This window comes from [Mycobacterium] stephanolepidis (assembly GCF_002356335.1).
Classification (GTDB): domain Bacteria; phylum Actinomycetota; class Actinomycetes; order Mycobacteriales; family Mycobacteriaceae; genus Mycobacterium; species Mycobacterium stephanolepidis.
On sequence record NZ_AP018165.1, the window covers coordinates 3,898,736 to 3,917,438 of the forward strand.

General features: G+C 64.4%; 20 protein-coding genes. 5 read left to right on the forward strand and 15 right to left on the reverse strand.

Annotated elements, in window-relative coordinates:
• Positions 1-25 precede the first annotated feature (25 nt).
• The 4 genes from MSTE_RS19385 to MSTE_RS19400 all read right to left on the reverse strand — a co-directional run bounded on the left by MSTE_RS19385 (position 26) and on the right by MSTE_RS19400 (position 4,154).
• The gene (locus MSTE_RS19385) at positions 26-571 is read right to left on the reverse strand and encodes an adenylate kinase (RefSeq protein WP_096503693.1); all 546 of its coding nucleotides are present in this window, start codon (positions 569-571) and stop codon (positions 26-28) included.
• Positions 568-1,896: a preprotein translocase subunit SecY gene (gene secY, locus MSTE_RS19390; RefSeq protein WP_030096726.1), complete on the reverse strand. Its 1,329-nt coding sequence runs from the start codon at positions 1,894-1,896 to the stop codon at positions 568-570. The genes MSTE_RS19385 and secY overlap by 4 nt, the downstream gene beginning before the upstream one ends.
• A gap of 129 nt (positions 1,897-2,025) precedes the next feature.
• Positions 2,026-3,282 carry an HAD family hydrolase gene (locus MSTE_RS19395; protein WP_096506120.1) on the reverse strand — a complete coding sequence of 419 codons (1,257 nt, stop codon included), beginning with the start codon at positions 3,280-3,282 and terminating at the stop codon, positions 2,026-2,028.
• 5 nt (positions 3,283-3,287) lie between these two features.
• The gene (locus tag MSTE_RS19400; protein ID WP_096506122.1) at positions 3,288-4,154 is read right to left on the reverse strand and encodes a hypothetical protein; all 867 of its coding nucleotides are present in this window, start codon (positions 4,152-4,154) and stop codon (positions 3,288-3,290) included.
• Positions 4,155-4,317: 163 nt separating this feature from the next.
• Between MSTE_RS19400 and MSTE_RS19405 the strand changes: the two genes are divergently transcribed.
• Positions 4,318-5,235 carry a class I SAM-dependent methyltransferase gene (locus tag MSTE_RS19405; RefSeq protein WP_096503695.1) on the forward strand — a complete coding sequence of 306 codons (918 nt, stop codon included), beginning with the start codon at positions 4,318-4,320 and terminating at the stop codon, positions 5,233-5,235.
• Here the strand turns inward: MSTE_RS19405 and MSTE_RS19410 are convergent.
• Together MSTE_RS19410 and sppA are read right to left on the reverse strand one after the other, a co-directional pair.
• The gene (locus MSTE_RS19410; protein ID WP_096506124.1) at positions 5,232-6,371 is read right to left on the reverse strand and encodes an AI-2E family transporter; all 1,140 of its coding nucleotides are present in this window, start codon (positions 6,369-6,371) and stop codon (positions 5,232-5,234) included. The genes MSTE_RS19405 and MSTE_RS19410 overlap by 4 nt on opposite strands.
• Positions 6,372-6,455: 84 nt before the next feature.
• Positions 6,456-8,207: a signal peptide peptidase SppA gene (sppA, locus tag MSTE_RS19415; protein ID WP_096503697.1), complete on the reverse strand. Its 1,752-nt coding sequence runs from the start codon at positions 8,205-8,207 to the stop codon at positions 6,456-6,458.
• A 105-nt stretch (positions 8,208-8,312) separates the two neighbouring features.
• On the opposite strand from sppA, the gene MSTE_RS19420 reads away from it, so the two are divergent.
• From MSTE_RS19420 to MSTE_RS19435, 4 genes are read left to right on the forward strand one after another with little or no spacing between them, the layout of a single operon-like run.
• Positions 8,313-9,899, forward strand: coding sequence for a sensor domain-containing protein (locus MSTE_RS19420; protein ID WP_096503699.1), 1,587 nt, complete (start codon positions 8,313-8,315; stop codon positions 9,897-9,899).
• A gap of 7 nt (positions 9,900-9,906) precedes the next feature.
• Positions 9,907-10,707, forward strand: coding sequence for a hypothetical protein (locus tag MSTE_RS19425; protein ID WP_096506126.1), 801 nt, complete (start codon positions 9,907-9,909; stop codon positions 10,705-10,707).
• A gap of 19 nt (positions 10,708-10,726) precedes the next feature.
• Complete coding sequence (locus MSTE_RS19430; RefSeq protein ID WP_096503701.1) at positions 10,727-11,653, forward strand: LLM class flavin-dependent oxidoreductase; 927 nt, start codon at positions 10,727-10,729, stop codon at positions 11,651-11,653.
• Between the two features lie 48 nt (positions 11,654-11,701).
• Complete coding sequence (locus MSTE_RS19435) at positions 11,702-12,931, forward strand: serine hydrolase domain-containing protein (protein ID WP_096503703.1); 1,230 nt, start codon at positions 11,702-11,704, stop codon at positions 12,929-12,931.
• A 127-nt stretch (positions 12,932-13,058) separates the two neighbouring features.
• Here MSTE_RS19435 and rplO read toward each other — a convergent pair whose 3' ends face one another.
• From rplO to MSTE_RS19480, 9 genes are all read right to left on the reverse strand, one after another.
• Positions 13,059-13,499 (reverse strand): 50S ribosomal protein L15, encoded by a 441-nt coding sequence (gene rplO, locus MSTE_RS19440; protein WP_030096716.1) that lies wholly within the window; start codon positions 13,497-13,499, stop codon positions 13,059-13,061.
• Positions 13,499-13,681 (reverse strand): 50S ribosomal protein L30, encoded by a 183-nt coding sequence (gene rpmD, locus MSTE_RS19445; RefSeq protein WP_070938530.1) that lies wholly within the window; start codon positions 13,679-13,681, stop codon positions 13,499-13,501. Before rpmD ends, rplO begins: the two co-directional genes overlap by 1 nt.
• Positions 13,674-14,339: a 30S ribosomal protein S5 gene (gene rpsE, locus MSTE_RS19450; RefSeq protein WP_030096715.1), complete on the reverse strand. Its 666-nt coding sequence runs from the start codon at positions 14,337-14,339 to the stop codon at positions 13,674-13,676. The genes rpmD and rpsE overlap by 8 nt, the downstream gene beginning before the upstream one ends.
• 28 nt (positions 14,340-14,367) lie before the next feature.
• Entirely contained in the window at positions 14,368-14,775 is a 408-nt protein-coding gene (gene rplR, locus MSTE_RS19455; RefSeq protein ID WP_030096714.1) for a 50S ribosomal protein L18, read from the reverse strand.
• Between the two features lie 2 nt (positions 14,776-14,777).
• Complete coding sequence (rplF, locus tag MSTE_RS19460; RefSeq protein WP_030096713.1) at positions 14,778-15,317, reverse strand: 50S ribosomal protein L6; 540 nt, start codon at positions 15,315-15,317, stop codon at positions 14,778-14,780.
• Between the two features lie 15 nt (positions 15,318-15,332).
• Positions 15,333-15,731: a 30S ribosomal protein S8 gene (rpsH, locus tag MSTE_RS19465; protein ID WP_030096712.1), complete on the reverse strand. Its 399-nt coding sequence runs from the start codon at positions 15,729-15,731 to the stop codon at positions 15,333-15,335.
• 265 nt (positions 15,732-15,996) lie between these two features.
• A complete protein-coding gene (locus MSTE_RS19470; protein ID WP_096503707.1) occupies positions 15,997-16,488 on the reverse strand; it encodes an MBOE_33420 family protein in 492 nt (163 codons plus the stop codon).
• A 56-nt stretch (positions 16,489-16,544) separates the two neighbouring features.
• A complete protein-coding gene (gdhA, locus tag MSTE_RS19475) occupies positions 16,545-17,897 on the reverse strand; it encodes an NADP-specific glutamate dehydrogenase (RefSeq protein ID WP_096503709.1) in 1,353 nt (450 codons plus the stop codon).
• Between the two features lie 57 nt (positions 17,898-17,954).
• Complete coding sequence (locus tag MSTE_RS19480; protein WP_162291465.1) at positions 17,955-18,482, reverse strand: hypothetical protein; 528 nt, start codon at positions 18,480-18,482, stop codon at positions 17,955-17,957.
• Positions 18,483-18,703: the final 221 nt, after the last annotated feature.

The following is an 18,703-nucleotide window of genomic DNA, read 5'->3' on the forward strand; positions in this document are numbered from 1 at the left end:
TAACGACCCACTACTGACTCGCCTGCTACCGGCCCAGAGCCTGCGATGTCCGCGCGAACACCTCGTCCACGGTGCCGACGGCATCGATGGTCTGCAGCACGTTCTGGTAGTACTCCAGCAGCGGTGCGGTCTCGGCGCGGTACACGTTGAGTCGGTTGCGGATGATGTCCTCGGTGTCGTCGGCGCGGCCGCGGCCCAGCAGCCGCTGCACGAGCTCTTCCACCGGCACCCGGAACTCCAGCACGGCGTCGATCTTGACCCCGCGAGCCTCTTCCATCGCGGCCAGCGCATCAGCCTGGTCCACGGTGCGCGGGAACCCGTCGAGAATGAAGCCGTCGGCGGCGTCGGCCTCGTCGAGGCGCGCTTCGACCATCTTGTTGGTGACCTCACTGGGCACCAGGTCACCGGCGTCCAGGTATTGCTTGGCCTGGATTCCCAGCTCGGTGCCTTCGCTGATGTTCGACCGGAACAGGTCGCCGGTGGAGATCTGCGGAATGCCGAACTTCTCCGAAATCAGTTGCGCCTGCGTACCTTTGCCTGCCCCTGGCGGGCCGAGTAACACCACTCTCACTTCAGGAACCCTTCGTAGTTACGCTGCATCAACTGGCTTTCGATCTGCTTCACGGTATCGAGGCCGACGCCGATCATGATCAGTACCGCAGTTCCACCAAATGGCAGGTTCTGCATACCACCGGAGTTCCCGATCTGCAGGAACAGGTTCGGCAAGATCGCAATGACACCCAGGTAGATCGAGCCCGGCCACGTGATGCGGTTGAGCACGTAGCGCAGGTAGTCAGCGGTCGCACGGCCGGGGCGAATACCGGGGATGAAGCCACCGAACTTGTTCATCTCGTCGGCACGCTCGTCGGGGTTGAAGGTGATCGACACGTAGAAGAACGTGAAGAACACGATCAGCGTGAAGTAGATCGCGATGTACCAGTAGTTGCTGGGATCGGTCAGGTAGGTGCTGACAAATCGATCCCACCAGCCGGTCTTGTCTTTCCCGCCGCTGCGCACGAGCTGCGTGATCAGACCCGGGATGTACAACAGTGAGGAGGCGAAGATGACCGGGATAACACCGGCCTGGTTGACCTTCAGCGGCAAGTACGTGGAGGTGCCGCCGTACATGCGCCTACCGACCATGCGCTTGGCGTACTGGACGGGAATGCGGCGCTGACCCTGTTCGACGAACACGACACCGACCACGATGAGGAGCGCCGCCACGCATACGGCGGCGAAGGTGACGCCGCCGCGGCTGTCGAGGATGGTCTTGCCCTCGGCAGGAATCCGAGCCGCGATGCCGGCGAAGATCAGCAGCGACATACCGTTGCCGACTCCGCGTTCGGTGACCATCTCACCGAGCCACATCACCAAGGTGGAACCGGCGGTCATGACCAGAACCATCACGCTCAGCGAGAAGATCGACTGGTCCGAGACGATCTCGTCCTTGCGGTCACAGCCCTGCAGCAGGTTTCCGCTGGCACCGAGCGCGACGATCGAGGTGGACTGCAGCAGAGCCAGCGCGACCGACAGGTAGCGGGTGTACTGCGTCATCTTGGCCTGGCCGGACTGGCCTTCCTTGCGCAGCTGCTCGAACCGGGGAATGACCACGGTGAGCAGCTGAACGATGATGCTGGCGGTGATGTACGGCATCACGCCGACGGCGAAAACCGACAGCTGTAGCAGCGCGCCACCCGAGAAGAGGTTGATCAGCGAGTAGATCTGCGCCGAGTCGCCACTGCTGACCTGTTCGACGCAGTACTTGACGTTGGCGTAGTTCACGCCGGGAGACGGCAGGGTCGCGCCCAGCCGATAAATGATCACGATCCCGATCGTGAAGAGGATCTTCCGCCTCAGGTCAGCTGTCCTGAGAGCAGAGACAAAAGCGGAAAGCACACATCCTCCTGCGCATCCTGCAGCTCGCCATGTGATCTGCTAGATGAATCAGCTGGTGATCCCAGCGTTGGGTAACCGTTTCGGCGGCCGTCAGGGCACGCCCGGGCCGGATACGAGACTAACAGTTCGCTACATACCGGTGGAGAAGACGGTGTCCTTCTGGTCGGGGATGGCCGTGCCATCGGTACGCAGCAGCGGCCCCGTACTGCCATCCGGATTGGTCCGGCCGTCCGTCGCGCACAGGTACGGCTCCATACGCTGCGGATAGGGGTCGATAAACATCGGATTGATCAACCATTTGCCGTCGGCGTTGTCATAGGCCCGGCACATGAGTTCGGTCTTGTTCCGGTTGATGACGAGGTGCGCGGCGGTGGCGTCGTCGACGAAGGTGACGTCGGTGGTCGAGTCCCCGGCCGCAAGAATCTGCCGTTTGTCGACGTCGTAGGGCTCAAAGGCTGCGGGGCCCTGCACACCGAAGACCACCTGGTTGGCCCAGCAGCGTTTGCCGTCGACGTAGGTGATCACCGTGTCGGCACCATCGGGTTGTCCGCCGCAGCCCTTGACGTGCGGTGTCTGCCGTCCGTTGGCGTCGTAGACGCTGCGCACGCCGATCACCTGGTTTGCCGGAATGCCGATTTCCGGTGACCACACCTTGGCGACGACCTCCGAGGACGCCGAGATCACCCAGGTGCTGACGCCATGGGCCTGCAGGGTGGCAATGAGATCCTTGATCTGCGGGTAGACCCGCACATACCCCGGCACGGTGGTGGTGCCGATGGTCTGAGTGGCTCCGATCGGCGCATCCAGGTTCTCGCGTTTGGCCGCCTGCGCGAATTGGGCCACCTCGTCGGCGGTGTAGCCGGCGGTCAGTGCGACTGTCCACACGTACGCGCCGTTGCTCCAGCGCTGGTTGTATCCGGTAAAGGCTTCCTGTTCGTCATGGGTCTTGCCTTCGCGGATCGCCAGGATCTCGTCGGCGCATGCCGCGTTGGTCGAAGTGGCCAGCGGCCGGCCCGCGGGGGTTGCGGTGCCGCATGCCTCACGCAGTGCGGTGGCCGCGACCTCGGTGATGTGGCGGCTGGTGGAGTGCCAGTCCCCCGGTTGGCGGATCTTGTCGTGCCGCAGCATCCAGGCCAGGGTCGCGTCGGATATGTCGTTCTTGACTTCGGTGTTGTCCCAGTCGAAAAGCGCGATCGCCTTGGTGGGACGCTTCCAGGTCCCGGTGCAGGTGCTGTTGGCGTCGATCGCCACCTGTAGCCGTTCCCTGACATCGCCATACCAGGGCAAGGTGGGGTCCAACTGGCGGCATCCCGGCGCTGCGGACGCGGTGGGAGCGCCCACATTGCATGCCGCAACGGACAATACGACGGCAGCAATCCACCTCATGGCATTCACCGGCCGAAATTACCACCGCGCGTCCGTGATTCGGGGCTGGTCACCGAACGTTCACCGGTATTTCCCACGTGGTGAGACCGAATCTGCGCGGCCCGCTGCCAAATACGTTCTCGCAGTTGCTCGATATCCGCCGGATACGGCTCCGACAGAACGTCGGCTCGCGCCTGTTCCGCGATGGCAACCTCGCGGCGATAGTTCAGGAAGATCTGAATCTCGCCGTCGCGGTCGGCCAGGTACTCATAGTCCGTATGCCACGGCTCCGTGATGCGCATCAATTCGGCATGGGTGGCCCACTGTCGCAATGTCTGCGGCCCACCCGCCAACACCAGTACTCCGCCGATTCGTTCGGCGCTCTCCCACCCGGTGGGTGCCGGCGTGTGCGGGTACTCCCGTTGCCCCGCGGGCATCTGCCGCCACGCCCGGAACTCAGCTGCCCGGCTGTCGAGCCCATGGGTGCGCCAGCGCACGGTCCCGTCGGGTGTGGTCGGCGGCCGCCGACGCAATGCCCTGGCCGCCTGCCGGGTGAGCACGGTCAGATGCGACGGCAGCAGCACGATCGGGTCCGCGGGCTCGGCATCGAACGGATTCGGATCGAGATGCGCACGGTCGATGAGGACCAGCGTGCCGGGCTGCCGCTGATAGGCCAGGCCCCACAGCAGCCGCGCCAGCATCTTGGCGCCGGACTCATCGGATAGCACGTGCCACGTTTCATGAAACCGGTTGGTGGAGAAGCGCACATCGACATCGGCGCGCAGGGTGATGATCGTGTAGGACCTTCCGTCGAGCGCCATGGAATGCCGGTGCAGCTTCATCACGCTGTCCGGTGTCGCGGCCGCGGGTGGCCGCACCGCTGTATCGGCCACCTTCACCTCCTGATGTCTCGGCCGCCCACTGTGCCGGAACAGCAAACACCTCGGTCCGGGTCGCACGCAACCGAATTTGCGCAGGCCACGGACCCGAGGGTGCGCAATCCCAGACCGCAGCGCACTATGGTCGGGGCACCCCGACAACCTCTAAGGAGCCTCGATGACGCGGACCGATGACGACAGCTGGGATCTGGCCTCAAGCGTCGGGGCGACGGCGACGATGGTGGCAGCGCAGCGTGCGCTGGCCAGTCGCGTACCCAACGCACTGATCAACGATCCCTACGCGGAGCCGCTGGTGCGCGCCGTCGGCATCGAGTACTTCACCAAGCTGGCCTCGGGTGATTTCGACCCCGAGCAGATGGCGGGTCTGGTGCAGTTGGGCATCACCGCGGACGGCATGGCCAACGGAATGGCAAGTCGCACCTGGTACTACGACACCGCCTTCGAGTCCGCCACGGCGGCGGGAGTGCGTCAGGCAGTCATCCTCGCATCCGGACTGGACACCCGGGCCTACCGCCTGAATTGGCCGGCGGGCACCACCGTGTACGAGCTCGATCAGCCGGATGTGATCGCGTTCAAGACCGACAACCTGGCAGCATTGGGGGCGTCGCCCAGCGCCGAGCGGCGGACCGTGGCGATCGACCTACGCGACGATTGGCCATCGGCTTTGAAGGCGGCCGGCTTCGATCCCGAACAACCCACGGTGTGGTCTGCCGAGGGACTGCTGATCTATCTGCCACCGGAGGCACAGGATCGGTTGTTCGCGTCGATCACCGAGCTCAGCGCGCCGGGTAGTCGCCTTGTCTGTGAGCAGGTGCCCGGTCTGGAGACCGCCGATTTTTCCAAGGCACGCGAGCTGACTCGTCAATTCGCGGGGGACACATTGGATTTGGATTTGGAGTCGCTCGTCTACGCCGAAGAGCGCCAAATGGCGGCGGACTGGCTGGCCGAAAACGGATGGTCAGTCATCACCGAGGAGAACGAGGCGCTCTACGCACGGCTCAACCTGGAGCCGCCGAACCCATTGCTGCGCTCCATATTCCCGAACATCGTGTACGTCGACGCCACCCTGGGCTAGCTCGCCACACGCGAACGCAGCAATTTCCACCAGGTCCGCCTCGGCGCCTCGGGCTCGTCGGTATCGGAGTTCTCAAATGGAACCCCTTTATAGACGGCGAGATACATGTCGATCGTGGTCACGATGACGATCATCAGCACCGGCCCCAGCACGATTCCCCAGAATCCGAACGCCGCGATACCCGAGAAGACCGCCAAGAGCATCAAGGCGGGATCCAACCGTGCTCCGCGCGGTACCAGGAAGGGGCGCAGCACATTGTCGATGTTGGAGACCACCAGCAGGTGCCAGGCGATGACGAACAGTCCGCCGATCGGGTGGCCGAAGAGAATCATGCCGATACCGAACGGAATCGTCACGATGCCGCCCCCGAGCGGGATGATCGACAACGCGGTGAGCAGTATCGCGAAGAAGAAGAAACCCTGCCGAAATCCGGCGACATAGATCGAAGCGGCACCCGCGACACCCTGCGCCATCGCAATCACAAACTGCCCCTTGACCGTTCCGCGCACCATGGCGCCGATCTTGTCGAGGTACAGGTCGGTGATCTCCTCCCCCAACGGATTGAGCCGCCGCAGCAGGGTAAGCACCGCGTCCTGCTTGACCAGGAGCGAGACGAACACGTACAGGAAGATGATGCACGCCGCGACCGCCGATGCGACGCTGCCGACCGCGCTCTGCAGCACCTGCAGCACCCCTTGCCCGACGTTCTCCGCCAACGATGCGATCGACTGTCGCAGGCTGTCCGGGGTCAACTGCACGTGCACGAATGGGATCCGGGCCAAGACGTCGTTGACCACCGCGAACGCCCGCTGCCCGAGTGCGGTCATGTCGGTGTCGTCCACCCAGTTAGAGACACTGTCGACCATGCGGGTGATCTGCACGGTCGCAACGTAAACCAGCGCACCGACCGGGACCACCACCGATCCCAGTGCGCATAGCAGCGTCAGGGTAGCGGCCACACCCGAGCCGAATCGCCGGCCCAGGCGCCGATACACCGGTGTGAACAGATACGCGGCTACCGCAGCGACGACGATCAAGATGAAGTAGCCGCGCAGAAAATAGATACCCACCGCGATACCCACCGCGGTGAGGACAGCGAGCACACGTCTCTGAAATACGGTCAGTTCGGTGTTCACACCACGCCCTTCCGCCGGCAGCTGCACTCGACACGTTAGTCGGTGTCAGCTCCGGCCCCGGCGAAACATGCTGGTGCGGTGCGACTAGAAGCGGTAGTCGCCCAACATCATGGTCTGTGCTCCGCCGATGGACCGCTGGGCGCGCTGCACCGTTTCCAGTGCCAGCTGCGCCACCCGCCCGAGCACCGCATCGGTGACGGCTGCGGCGGCGGGCTGCGAGGACGCCCGCTGCCGCAGCATCGCGGTCAGCGGTGAACTCGGGAAGTTCGCGATCCGAACATCGTCGTCGGCATCTATGTCCGCGAGCTTCTTGGCCTTGGCCACCGCGTCGCGGAACCCACCGAGCTCATCGACCAGGCCGTGCTCCAGCGCATCCCTGCCGGACCAGATCCGGCCCTGCGCAACCGCTTTCACGGCGTCGACACTGAGGTTTCGCCCGTCGGCGACACGTTGCACGAAATCTTCGTAGTGCATGTCGATCTCGGCCTCGACGAGATCACGCTGCTCATCGGTGAACGGTTCGTTACTCGACCACGCATCCGCATTGGCGTTGGTACGCAAGGTGTCCGAGGCGACCCCAAGCTTCTCCTTGAGTCCCCGGGTGATGAACTTTCCGGTAATCACCCCGATGGATCCGGTGATGGTGCCCGGGTTGGCGAGGATCGCGTCGGCACCCATGGCCACGTAGTAGCCGCCGGATCCGGCGACCGCACCCATGGACGCCACCACCGGCTTGCCCGCCTCACGCGCCCGCATCACTTCTCGCCAAATGGTTTCCGACCCGTTGACCGAGCCGCCGGGGCTGTCCACACGCAACACGATGGCGGCCACCGAATCGTCGGCGACGGCGTCACGCAGCGCCTCGGCGATCACGTCACCCCCGCTGGCCGGACCCGGCGGAAAGAGCCGAGGCCCGCTGCGGCCACTCACGATCGGACCTGCCAGGGTGACCACGCCGATGGTCCGCCGCGACGCCCGCCCGGGCAGGGCGGGCAGGCTCGGCACCTGTGGCCGGGTGGCTCGGGCATAGCGCGCCAGATACAGCAGCGGGGGTTCCTTCTCGGCCTGCACACCGGTCAATTCACCGATGCGCGCATACGCCTCATCGCGATATCCGATGCGGTCGACCAGACCGGCCGCCACCGCATCGGTACGCCGCAACGGCGCCCGGTCTGCCAGGGCGTCCACCTCGGCCGGGTCGAGCTTGCGTGATACGGCGACACCGTCGCGAACCTGTTCGGACAGACTCTCCAGCAGCCGCCCATCGGCTTCCCTCTGCGCCTCGGTGTAGCCGTCCTCGGTGAACAGGTTGGCCGCCGATTTGTACTGACCGCGAGTGAGAAACTCCGCCTCAACCCCGGCCTTGTCGAGAGCACCGCGCAGGAAGGTTCCGCTGGCCGCGAATCCGATGAGTCCAACGGTGCCGGAGGGTTGCATCCACACCTCGCCGAAGGCCGACGCCAAGTAGTAGGCCAGGGTGCCCGGATAGGTTTCGGACCACGCCACGCTCGGCTTGACCGCGCTGAACGCCTCGATGGCGGCCCGGAGCTCTTGGACGGCTCCGGCTGCGGCGGGCGGGATCTGCACCCGGGCGATGAGACCGGCCACCCGCGGATCGTCGATCGCACGGTGGATGGCGGCGATGGTGTGCCGCAGCGACAGTGGCCTGCTCGCCCCGGAGAAGACCAGGCCCAGTGGATCGAAGTTGGCGGTTTCCGGCGGCACCTCGAGCAGGTCGAGCTCCAGGATGCAGTCCCGGGGTACTCCCCGGTGACGCGCGGTGTCGACCTTGGCCAGCAGGTCGTTGACGTCCGTGGGCGTGGTGAAGGCGAACATGCCTTGAGCGTACCGACGAATGCGGCCACGCTCCCAGCTACAAATCCGTGCTGCCGTTCTGCTCGGCGCGTAGGGTCTGAACCATTCGCTGGCGGAGGGGCAACGATGACACGTGCACAGAAGACAACGGCCAAGAAATTGTTGGCCCGGGTCGCTGCGGTACTCGCGGTCACCACGGTATCGGGGTGTATCGATACGTCCGGGTCACGCGAACTCACCCCATCACAATCGACGTCATCGACGACGGCCGCCCCCGCCCGCAGCTATCCGGGTTTGTTTCCCGAGTATCGCGGCAAGTTTCACCCCAACCACACCGATCTGGGCGGGCGGAACAATGCCGAGCTTGCCGGTCTACTGCCTGTGGCTGCGGACTTTCCCGGACAAGGGGACACGCGCACACCTGACATCGCCTCCGATGACGGCTCCGGGCTGGGCATGCATGGCCAGACGGATGGTGAGACGCGGCCGCCCGAATGCCTGTACACACCGTTCGGTAAATCCTTTTCGAGGGCGCCGGACGGTTCGGACTGGAACCTCTATTACGCGGCCTCGACGCTGCACGAAGCGGATCCTGCCGGTGGCCGCATCGTCGTCACGGTGAATCGTGAACGCGAAGACACCGATGTATTCGCGTTGACCACCGACTGGATCAAGAAATGCGGTCAGTACGACAAGGCGTTCCCGACATTCGCCAAGCCGGAGGTGCGTAATCGGCACGTCACCGATACCTTCGCGCCCGGACCGATCGTCGACGGAGTGCAGACCTACGTCTACACCAGCGCCGGCACCGACCTCGATGACACCTCCGCCGACAAACAGTCGTCGGGGGTGCGCGGACAACGCATCCTGCTCGCCAGGGTGCGCTCGGTCGTGTTCGAGGTGGAAGGCACCGATCCGATGGACGCGGGCCTGCTGGACCAGCTGATGGCCACCACCATCGCCAACGCCAACGCCAAGCATGCGCCGCCGCCCGCCGACCAGAACGCCGGACGATTGGCCGGGCTGCCGACCTGCGACACCGTCGCGGCCCAACCCGGAAATCCGCAACCCGATCCGGCGCTGGACTGCACAATTCGCACCTCGGATGGCAGCGGGGTGATCTTCGAGGTGCTCGGCACTCCAGCAGGAACCATCCGTGTGTTCAACGGCAGCGGCGCACAGCTGCAATCCATTCGTGTCCCCAATTCGATCTTCCAGCAACGCGTGCCCTTCCTGCAGGACCTGGATCAGGACAAGCGCGAGGAACTGCTGGTGGTCAGGGCGACCGGCGACCCCGCGGGCGACCTCATGGATGTATGGCGGTCGCGGCCCAACTCCGATCAATTCGACATGACCGGAACGATTTTCGGCGTCCCGAGGTTCTGGCTGACATCCGATCGATTCATCGGAATCTTCTCGCGCAACGGCGCCGACGCCGGGGTGGCAGCGCTGTTCCGGTTCGTCGACAACAAGCTGGCGGTGCTGGCACTGCTGGACACCGAGAGGCGCGTCGACAACAAGCCACTCGACGATCCGAAGTGGCGCCTCAACGCCAACGTCAAATGCGCGATGAACGTCTCCGATGACCCGCCGGGAGCGCTGGGGGCACGGATGGATGCGTTACGCGCAGCCGGCGTCGACCCAGCCACGGCCGCGGAACATTTCTGCCTGCAGCCGTGGGTGCCCACGCTGTACCGGCAGGGCACACGATGAGGTGCGCATGACACAGCGGCACGCCACCGTACTTCTCGCCGCAGGGTTGGCCCTCGCGGCGTGCACACATGGTGGCATCCATCACTCCGGAACACCGACGAGCTCGGTGCCGAGTCGGCTGGACTCTCTACCGCTGTGCTCGTCGATCAAGCCGCAGGCCATCGAACCCGATCCAGACCCTGCACTGGATTGCGTGCTGAGGTCCAAAGATTCGGCGAAGCTGACATTCGAGGTGCTGGGCACGCCGCCCATCACCGTCAAGGTGTACGAGCCCAACGGAACTGAGCGGCAGACCTTTACCGTTCCCGTCAACAAACCGGAACGAACTCCGCCGCTTCTGGCCGATCTGGATCGCGACGGCCGCGATGAGCTGATCGTGGTGGACACCGTGGGCTCCGACGGCGATGTCCTGAATGTGTGGCGGGTCAACAAAGATGGGAAGTTCGCTCACGCGGGACAGGTGATCGGCTATCCGGATTTCCGGACCACCGATGAACACTTCACCGCGTTCTACGCCAGTACCGGCGCCGGTTCGGGCAGGGTTTCCCTCTACCGGTTCGTCAACGACAAGGTCGTCGGACTCGGCTCGCTCTTCGTGCAGGCAGCGGACTGGCCGGATCCACCCGAGCCCGCCCGTACCTGGTACACCGACGGAAACACGCTGTGTTCCTTCAACTACGACGACGTTCCCCCAGGGCAAGCCGAGAAGACCAACCAGGCCTTGACGGAAGCGGGCGTCGACCCACCCTCCGCACAGGACCGATTCTGCAAGCAGGCCTGGGTCGCCGACATCTACCGGAAGCGTTAACCGGACGTACCGTGGTGGGATGCGGTTCTCGATCTCCATTCCCCAGTTCGATACCGGCAGCTTCGATGCCGAGGGCGTCCGCTCCTATCTGAAGCGCGCCGAGGAGCTTGGCTTCGAGGGCGGCTGGACTCTGGAACAGACCATCGGTTCTTCACCGATCATCGCGCCCCTGGAATTACTGGCATATGCGGCGGCATGTACCACACGCTTGCGCCTTGGTGTCGCGGTGCTCGTTGCCTCGCAACATGATCCGCTACAGCTGGCCTCCGCCGTCACCGCGGTGGACCGTCTCAGTCACGGACGCCTGGACGTCGGAGTCGCCCCCGGTGGCGGCTTCCGCAACTTCGCCGCATTCGGTGTGGACAAGACGACCTTCATCGCGAGCTTCACCGAGGGGCTCGATCTGATGAAACTGGCGTGGTCGGACCGGGAACGCATCACCTTTCACGGGCGCTTCCGGGATGTCGAGGATCTGGCGATCGAGCCCAAGCCCGTTCAACGGCCGCATCCACCTATCTGGTTCGGCGGGCATGCTCCCGCTGCACTGGCCCGGGCGGTGCGCCACGGCGACGCGTTCCTCGGCGCGGGGTCTTCCACCACGGCCGCCTTCGCGCAGTCGGTCACCCAGCTTCGCGGCTTGTTAGGTGCTCAGGGAAGGGACGCTGCTCAATTCCCGATCGGCAAGCGCGTCTACCTGATGGTCGACGACGACCGGGACCTCGCCCGCACCCGCGTCGAGAAAGGGTTGCGCCGGATCTATGGCGAGATGAAGGGCATCGACGCGGTGCCGGTGTGGGGCACTCCCGACGAGGTCGCCGCCGGCCTGCGTGAGGTAGCCGAGGCAGGTGCGGAGATGATCCTGCTCAATCCCGTCGGCGACGGCGTGGCGGACGATCGCGAGCAGATGGAACGTCTTGCCGCCGAAGTCATCACCCAACTGACCTAGACGGCTGAATCACCGTCCGGCCCGCATGCCCGATGGTATGACTGTCAGATGACGCTCAAGATGACGGTGTCACCTGCTCTGATCGGCGGCGGTGTCGATGAGGGGTACGGCAAGATCGCCGATGCATTCCGCGCCAACTTCGCGCGCGGAGACGAGATCGGTGCCGCATTCTCGGTATACCGCGACGGTGTGAAGGTCGTCGACATGTGGGGTGGCTACCGTAACGGCCTCACCAAGGACCCGTGGCGTGAAGACACCATAGTCAATATGTTTTCTACTACCAAAGGTGTTGCATCTCTTACTGTTTCCGTCGCGGCATCGCGCGGGCTGGTCGACTACGACGCAAAGGTCGCGGACTACTGGCCGGAGTTCGCGCAGGCCGGCAAGGCCAATGTCACAGTACGTCAACTGCTGTCCCACCAAGCCGGGTTGCCCGCACTCGACGCGCCGCTGAAACTGGCAGACCTGACCGACCCGATCAAGGTGTCCGCGGTGCTTGCCGCCCAAAAACCAGCGTGGACACCGGGAACCCGACATGGCTATCACGCACTCACCCTGGGCTGGTACGAATCCGAGCTCATCCGTCGCACCGACCCTGCCGGCCGCACCATCGGACGGTTCTTCGCCGACGAGATCGCCGCTCCTCTGAGCCTGGACCTACACATCGGATTACCCGCCTCGGTGGACCGCGGCCGGGTGGCCGAACTGCATGGCTGGAAGCGGCGGGAAGCGCTGCTACACCTCAACACCATGCCGCCCCGATTTGTACTGGGACTTCTGAACCCTCGCGGCCTGACCGGCCGAAGCGCCAACCTGCCCAACGATATCGACGCGATGACCGACTTCAACCAAGAGAAGGTGCGCACCGTCGAGATGCCCGCCGCCAATGGGATCGGCTCGGCCCGCTCGGTGGCTCGCGCATACGGTTGCGCGGCAACCGGTGGGGCCGAACTCGGTCTGACACCGGCGACCCTCGAAACAGTGACAGAACCCGCCGTTCCCCCCAGCAGAGGCATCCGCGACAAGGTGCTACATGTCGACTCGGTGTTCTCGCTGGGGTACTGCAAACCGTTCCGGGACTGCATCTTCGGGTCGTCCGGCAAGGCGTTCGGAACCCCCGGGCTCGGAGGCTCGTTCGGCTTTGCCGACCCTGACACCGGTGTCGGATTCGCCTACGTGATGAATCGATTGGGCTTTCACCTGTTCAGCGATCCCCGCGAACTCGCGCTACGTCAGGCACTGTTTCGGGATGTGCTGGGCACACGTCCGCAGACATAAGCCCTCCGTGACGCCGAGTGCATACCGCACGCAGGCAGTTCCCGCGATAGCTCTGCACCTGGTATGCACTCGGCGAAGCAGAAAGGGCGCCCACCCGAAGGTGGACGCCCTTTCTGGAAAGCGGTTACTAGGCCTCGTTGACCGATCCGCCTGCGGCGGTGATCTTCTCGCGGGCCGAGTCGCTGAACTTGTTGGCAGTCACCGACACCTTGACCTTGAGGTCTCCGTTGCCGAGCACCTTCACCAGCTCGTTCTTGCGCACCGCACCCTTGGCAACCAGGGCCTCGATGGTGACGTCGCCACCCTCGGGGAACAGCCGCTCGATGTCGGCAACGTTCACCACCTGGTATTCGGTGCGGAAGCGGTTCTTGAAGCCCTTGAGCTTCGGGAGCCGCATGTGGATGGGCATCTGCCCACCTTCGAAGGTCACCGGCACGTTCTTACGTGCCTTGGTGCCCTTGGTACCGCGACCCGCGGTCTTACCCTTGGAACCCTCACCACGACCGACGCGGGTGCGCTCGGTCTTGGAGCCCGGGGCCGGGCGTAGATGATGCAGTTTGATGGTCATTACTTCACGTCCTCGACGGTGACCAGGTGGCGAACCACCTGGAGCAGGCCGCGGGTCTGCGCGTTGTCCTCACGGACAACGGTCTGGCGAATCTTGCGCAGGCCCAGTGTCTTCAACGATTCGCGCTGCTTCCACCGGGATCCGATGGTGCTGCGCACCTGGGTGATCTTCAGATCAGCCATGGCTGCCTCCCTGTGCTGCCGCAGCTGCGAACTCGGCGCGGGCCCGGAGCATGCCGGCCGGTGCCACGTCCTCGATGGGCAGACCGCGCCGGGCCGCAACCTCTTCGGGGCGCTGCAGCTGCTTAAGCGCCGCGACGGTTGCATGGACCACGTTGATGGCGTTGTCGCTACCCAGCGACTTGGCCAGGATGTCGTGCACACCGGCGCATTCCAGCACTGCGCGGGCAGCACCACCGGCGATCACACCGGTACCGGCCGAGGCCGGACGCAGCATGACGACTCCGGCGGAATCCTCGCCCTGAACCGGGTGGACGATGGTGCCACCGATGAGCGGAACGCGGAAGAAGTTCTTGCGAGCCTCGTCCACACCCTTGGCGATGGCGGCCGGAACTTCCTTGGCCTTGCCGTAGCCAACGCCCACCAGGCCGTTGCCGTCTCCGACGATCACCAGTGCGGTGAAGCTGAACCGGCGACCACCCTTGACGACCTTGGAGACGCGGTTGATGGTGACAACGCGCTCCAGGTAGTTGCTCTTCTCGGCGTTGTCACGCCCACCACGACGGTCGTCGCGGTTGTCACGGCGTCCACGGCCGCCGTCGCGACCCTCGTTGGCGCCGCCCGCATTGTCGGGAGCGCCCGAATTGCGCTGCGCCATCATGCATTCCTTCCGTTGAAAGTCACGAACATCAGAACACCAGCCCGTTCTCGCGGGCGGCGTCTGCGAGTGCGGCAATCCGGCCACCGTAGGTGTAGCCACCGCGGTCGAACACCACGGTGTCCACGCCTGCAGCCTTCGCACGCTCGGCGATCAGCTGACCGACCCGAGCACTGCGTGCCTTCTTGTCGCCGTCCACTGCCTGCACGTCGGGCTCGATGGACGAGGCCGCCGCCAGAGTGGTGCCGGTGAGATCGTTGACCAGCTGCACATGGATGTGGCGGGCCGAACGGTTGACGACCAGACGTGGCCGCGCGTCCGTGCCGGACACCTTCTTGCGCAGACGTGCGTGGCGGCGCAGACGCGAGGTGCGGCGCACCTCCGAGACACTCTTGCCCACGGGCTCGTGCTGCTTCGCTTCTGTCTTCGTTTGAGCCATGGTCACTTACCTGTCTTTCCGACCTTGCGGCGGATCTGCTCACCCTCGTAGCGAATGCCCTTGCCCTTGTACGGGTCGGGGCGACGCAGGCGGCGGATGTTGGCCGAGATCTGGCCAACCTTCTGCTTGTCGATTCCGCTGACCGAGAACTTGGTGGGGGTCTCGACCGCGAACGTGATGCCCTCAGGCGCCTCGATCAGCACCGGATGGCTGTAACCGAGCGCGAACTCCAGGTTCGATCCCTTGGCGACGACGCGGTAACCCACGCCGAAGATCTCCATCTTGGTGGTGTAACCCTGCGTCACACCGGTCACCAGGTTGGCGATCAGGGTGCGGGACAACCCGTGGAGCGAGCGGTTACGACGCTCGTCATCGGGACGGGTCACCACGATGGCGCCATCGTCGTTGCGCGAGACCGCAATCGGCTCGCTCACTGTCAGTTCCAGAGTGCCCTTGGAACCCTTGACGGAGATGTTCTGGCCGTCGATGTTGACGTCCACTCCGGCGGGAACCAGCACTGGCTGCTTTCCAATACGCGACATGTTTCTAGTCCTCCCCTACCAGACGTACGCGAGGACTTCGCCGCCCACGCCCTGTCGGGCCGCCTGGCGGTCGGTAAGCAGGCCAGTGGACGTGGAGATGATAGCCACGCCGAGGCCACCGAGAACCTTGGGCAGATTTGTGGATTTTGCGTATACACGCAGACCGGGCTTCGACACGCGACGCAGACCGGCGATGCTGCGCTCACGGCTGGGGCCGTACTTGAGCGAGACAACCAGGCTCTTGCCCACGCGGGCGTCCTCGGTGCGGTAATCGGTGATGTAGCCCTCGCGCTTGAGGATCTCGGCGATATTGGCCTTGATCTTCGAGTGCGGCAGGGTCACCTCATCGTGGTATGCCGAGTTGGCATTGCGCAGACGTGTCAGAAAGTCTGCGATCGGATCAGTCATAGTCATGACAGAGTCCATCAACCTTTCTCGCCGCGGTTCCCATACAGCACGCTCGTACCGGTTCCCGTAAAGGGCCTGGCACATCCCGCGGTGGGCCTACTGCGAAGTGATCTTCCGTATCTGACCGGGTTCGGTCAGGGGTCGTGCATCGGTAGTGCGATCCATGGAGTCTGAAAGCACGTACCGACCGGCCATGGGCGAGACACAGCCCAGGCAACCGGTCAAGTGTAGGTGACCTGGACCTACCGACCAAATCGGTGACGGCAGCAGGTCAGCCGGTCGGCGTCAGCGTGAACGGCAGCCAGTAGGTGCCCGGTCCGTCGTCGGGACATCCCGGTGCTCCCACGGTGAACGTGCGCTCCCCCGAAAAGCTGCCATCGCCATTCGGCACCAGGAAGTCGGACCGGGCCGCGATCACCGCGCCGCCGTCACCACAGTGAAACGGATAGTCCGAGGCCGATTCCCATCGATCGCCGTTCCACCGGTAGTCGAACAGTGCGGGGGCATGGGGATTGTCGGCAAGCTCGGCCAGCCGCAACCAATGCGCCACGCAGCCCTGCGCACCGCAGGTGGTGGTGAAGCTCGCCGCCTGGGTCGAGGGCTCCGAGGCGTCGGGCCTGCCCTCGAACGTCTGCCGCGAATGGTCCAGATACGTGTCGTATGTGCCATACAGCGGCACCGGCTCGGGCCGGTCGGCGCGCGCCACACCGGCCCCCGCGAATGCCGTGACGACCGCGAGCACCAGCCCGCCGTACCTGCGCATATGTCACTGATAACACAGCACATGCACGACCGGAGCCGAACCGCCGAACACGGTCCTCAGATGACGCCCAGGGCAACCATCGCATCGGCGACGCGTGTGTATCCGGCGAGGTTGGCGCCCGTCACATAGTTCCCCGGGTCGCCGTAGTGGTCCGCCGTTTCAACGCAGGTGCTGTGGATGGACCGCATGATCGACTGCAGGCGGCTTTCGGTCTGCTCGAACGACCACGAGTCACGGCTGGCGTTCTGTTGCATTTCCAACGCACTGGTGGCCACTCCGCCGGCGTTCGACGCCTTGCCGGGGGCGTACAGCACCGCCGCGTCCTGGAAGTGCTTCACCGCCTCGGGAGTGCACGGCATGTTGGCGCCCTCGGCGACCAGCTGCACCCCGTTCTCGATGAGCCTGCGGGCGTCCGTGCCGTCGAGTTCGTTCTGCGTGGCGCATGGCAGCGCGACCTGGCAGGGCACCTCCCAGATAGTGCCGTCGATGACCTGGCGCGCTCCGCCGCCGTGCTCCTCGACGTACTCGGAGAGCCGGCCCCGCCGAATCTCCTTGATCTCTTTGAGGAGTTCGAGATTCAGGCCACGTTCGTCGACGAGGTAACCGTCGCTATCGGAGCAGGCGATGACCTTTGCGCCCAACTGCTGGGCCTTCTCGACGGCGTAGATTGCGACGTTCCCCGCGCCGGACACCACGACCGTCTTGCCGGCCAAAGACTGAGCACGCATCGCGAGCATCTCCTGGGCGAAAAGCACCACGCCGTAACCGGTGGCCTCGGTACGCACCTGAGATCCGCCCCAGGGCAGCCCCTTACCGGTCAGCACGCCAGATTCGTAGCGATTGGTGATGCGCTTGTACTGCCCGAACAGATACCCGATCTCGCGCTGGCCCACGCCGATATCACCGGCCGGCACGTCCGTGTATTCGCCGATGTGCTGGTACAGCTCGGTCATGAAGGACTGACAAAAGCGCATGATCTCGGCGTCGGAACGGCCCTTGGGATCGAAATCCGATCCGCCCTTGCCGCCGCCGATGGGGAGCCCGGTGAGCGCATTCTTGAACATCTGCTCGAAGCCGAGGAACTTGACGATCGACAGGTTCACGCTCGGATGGAAACGCAGACCGCCCTTGTACGGGCCCAGCGCGGAGTTGAACTCCACCCGGTAGCCGCGGTTGATCTCGACGGCGCCGTCATCCCTGATCCATGGGACCCGAAAGATGATCTGCCGCTCCGGCTCGCAGATGCGTTCCAGAATCGACCAGCGGTCATAGTCCGGTGTCTTGCCGACCAACGGGGTAAGACTGGCCATCACCTCGTAGACAGCCTGCTGAAATTCCGCCTCCCCCGCGTTACGTGCGAGGACGGTCTGGAAACGCGGCTGGAAGACGGGGTGCAGAGCCTCAGGCATACCTAATAGAGTGCACCACAGCGCATTTGGCTAACCAGGCGGCATAAGACCGCGAGGCTAGGCCGCAGGTGCCGGCGCGACCGCCAGGGCATTGCCCTTGATGACATAGAAGAGCGTGCCCTGTTCGGTCTGCGCCCTGATCAGGCCCGGTCCGGCAGCCTCAGGATGCCCGTCGACCACGCCGACACGCGACAACTTGGGGTTGGTGCCCACCGCGTGCCAGATCGCCCATTTTCCGTCCTTGACGCGCGCATCCACCTGAACCAGCAGATCGTCACGCCCGTCCTGGTCGATGTCGAGCAGCTCGACATCGGCGTTGCCGAGGAAGCCCTTGAAGGGCTCGGAGATCGTCTGCACGACCTTCCCATCCGCAGCACGCACTGTGACGGTGGTGGTTGCCCCTTCGGGCTGAGGTGTGCTGCTCGTCTCGAAGCGCAGCCCCAGCTGATCAGTGGACTGCAGTACCCCGGGATCCGCGCCGGCCACACCGGGAAGCGCCACAAGCGCCAGCGCTGCGAGCGCCGCGACGCCGGTGGTGCGCAACCGCACCTTGCTGATTTCTCGTCGACCCTGCGAGACCTGCATCGGTGTGTCCATTCGTCATATTTGCTCAGACATGATTTCTTCGACCCCTCTCGCTAACCAACCCTCCAGATCAGCGAGTTTGTCGAGCCACTGCCGGACTATCAGCAATGTGGCCTCACAAAGGTATACCAGCTGGACCGCCGCCGCTAACTCAGCCATTCGTTGGGAGATGCGCAACACTGCGCAGAGAACTCCAGCACAGGCCACAGCCCCGCAAGGTT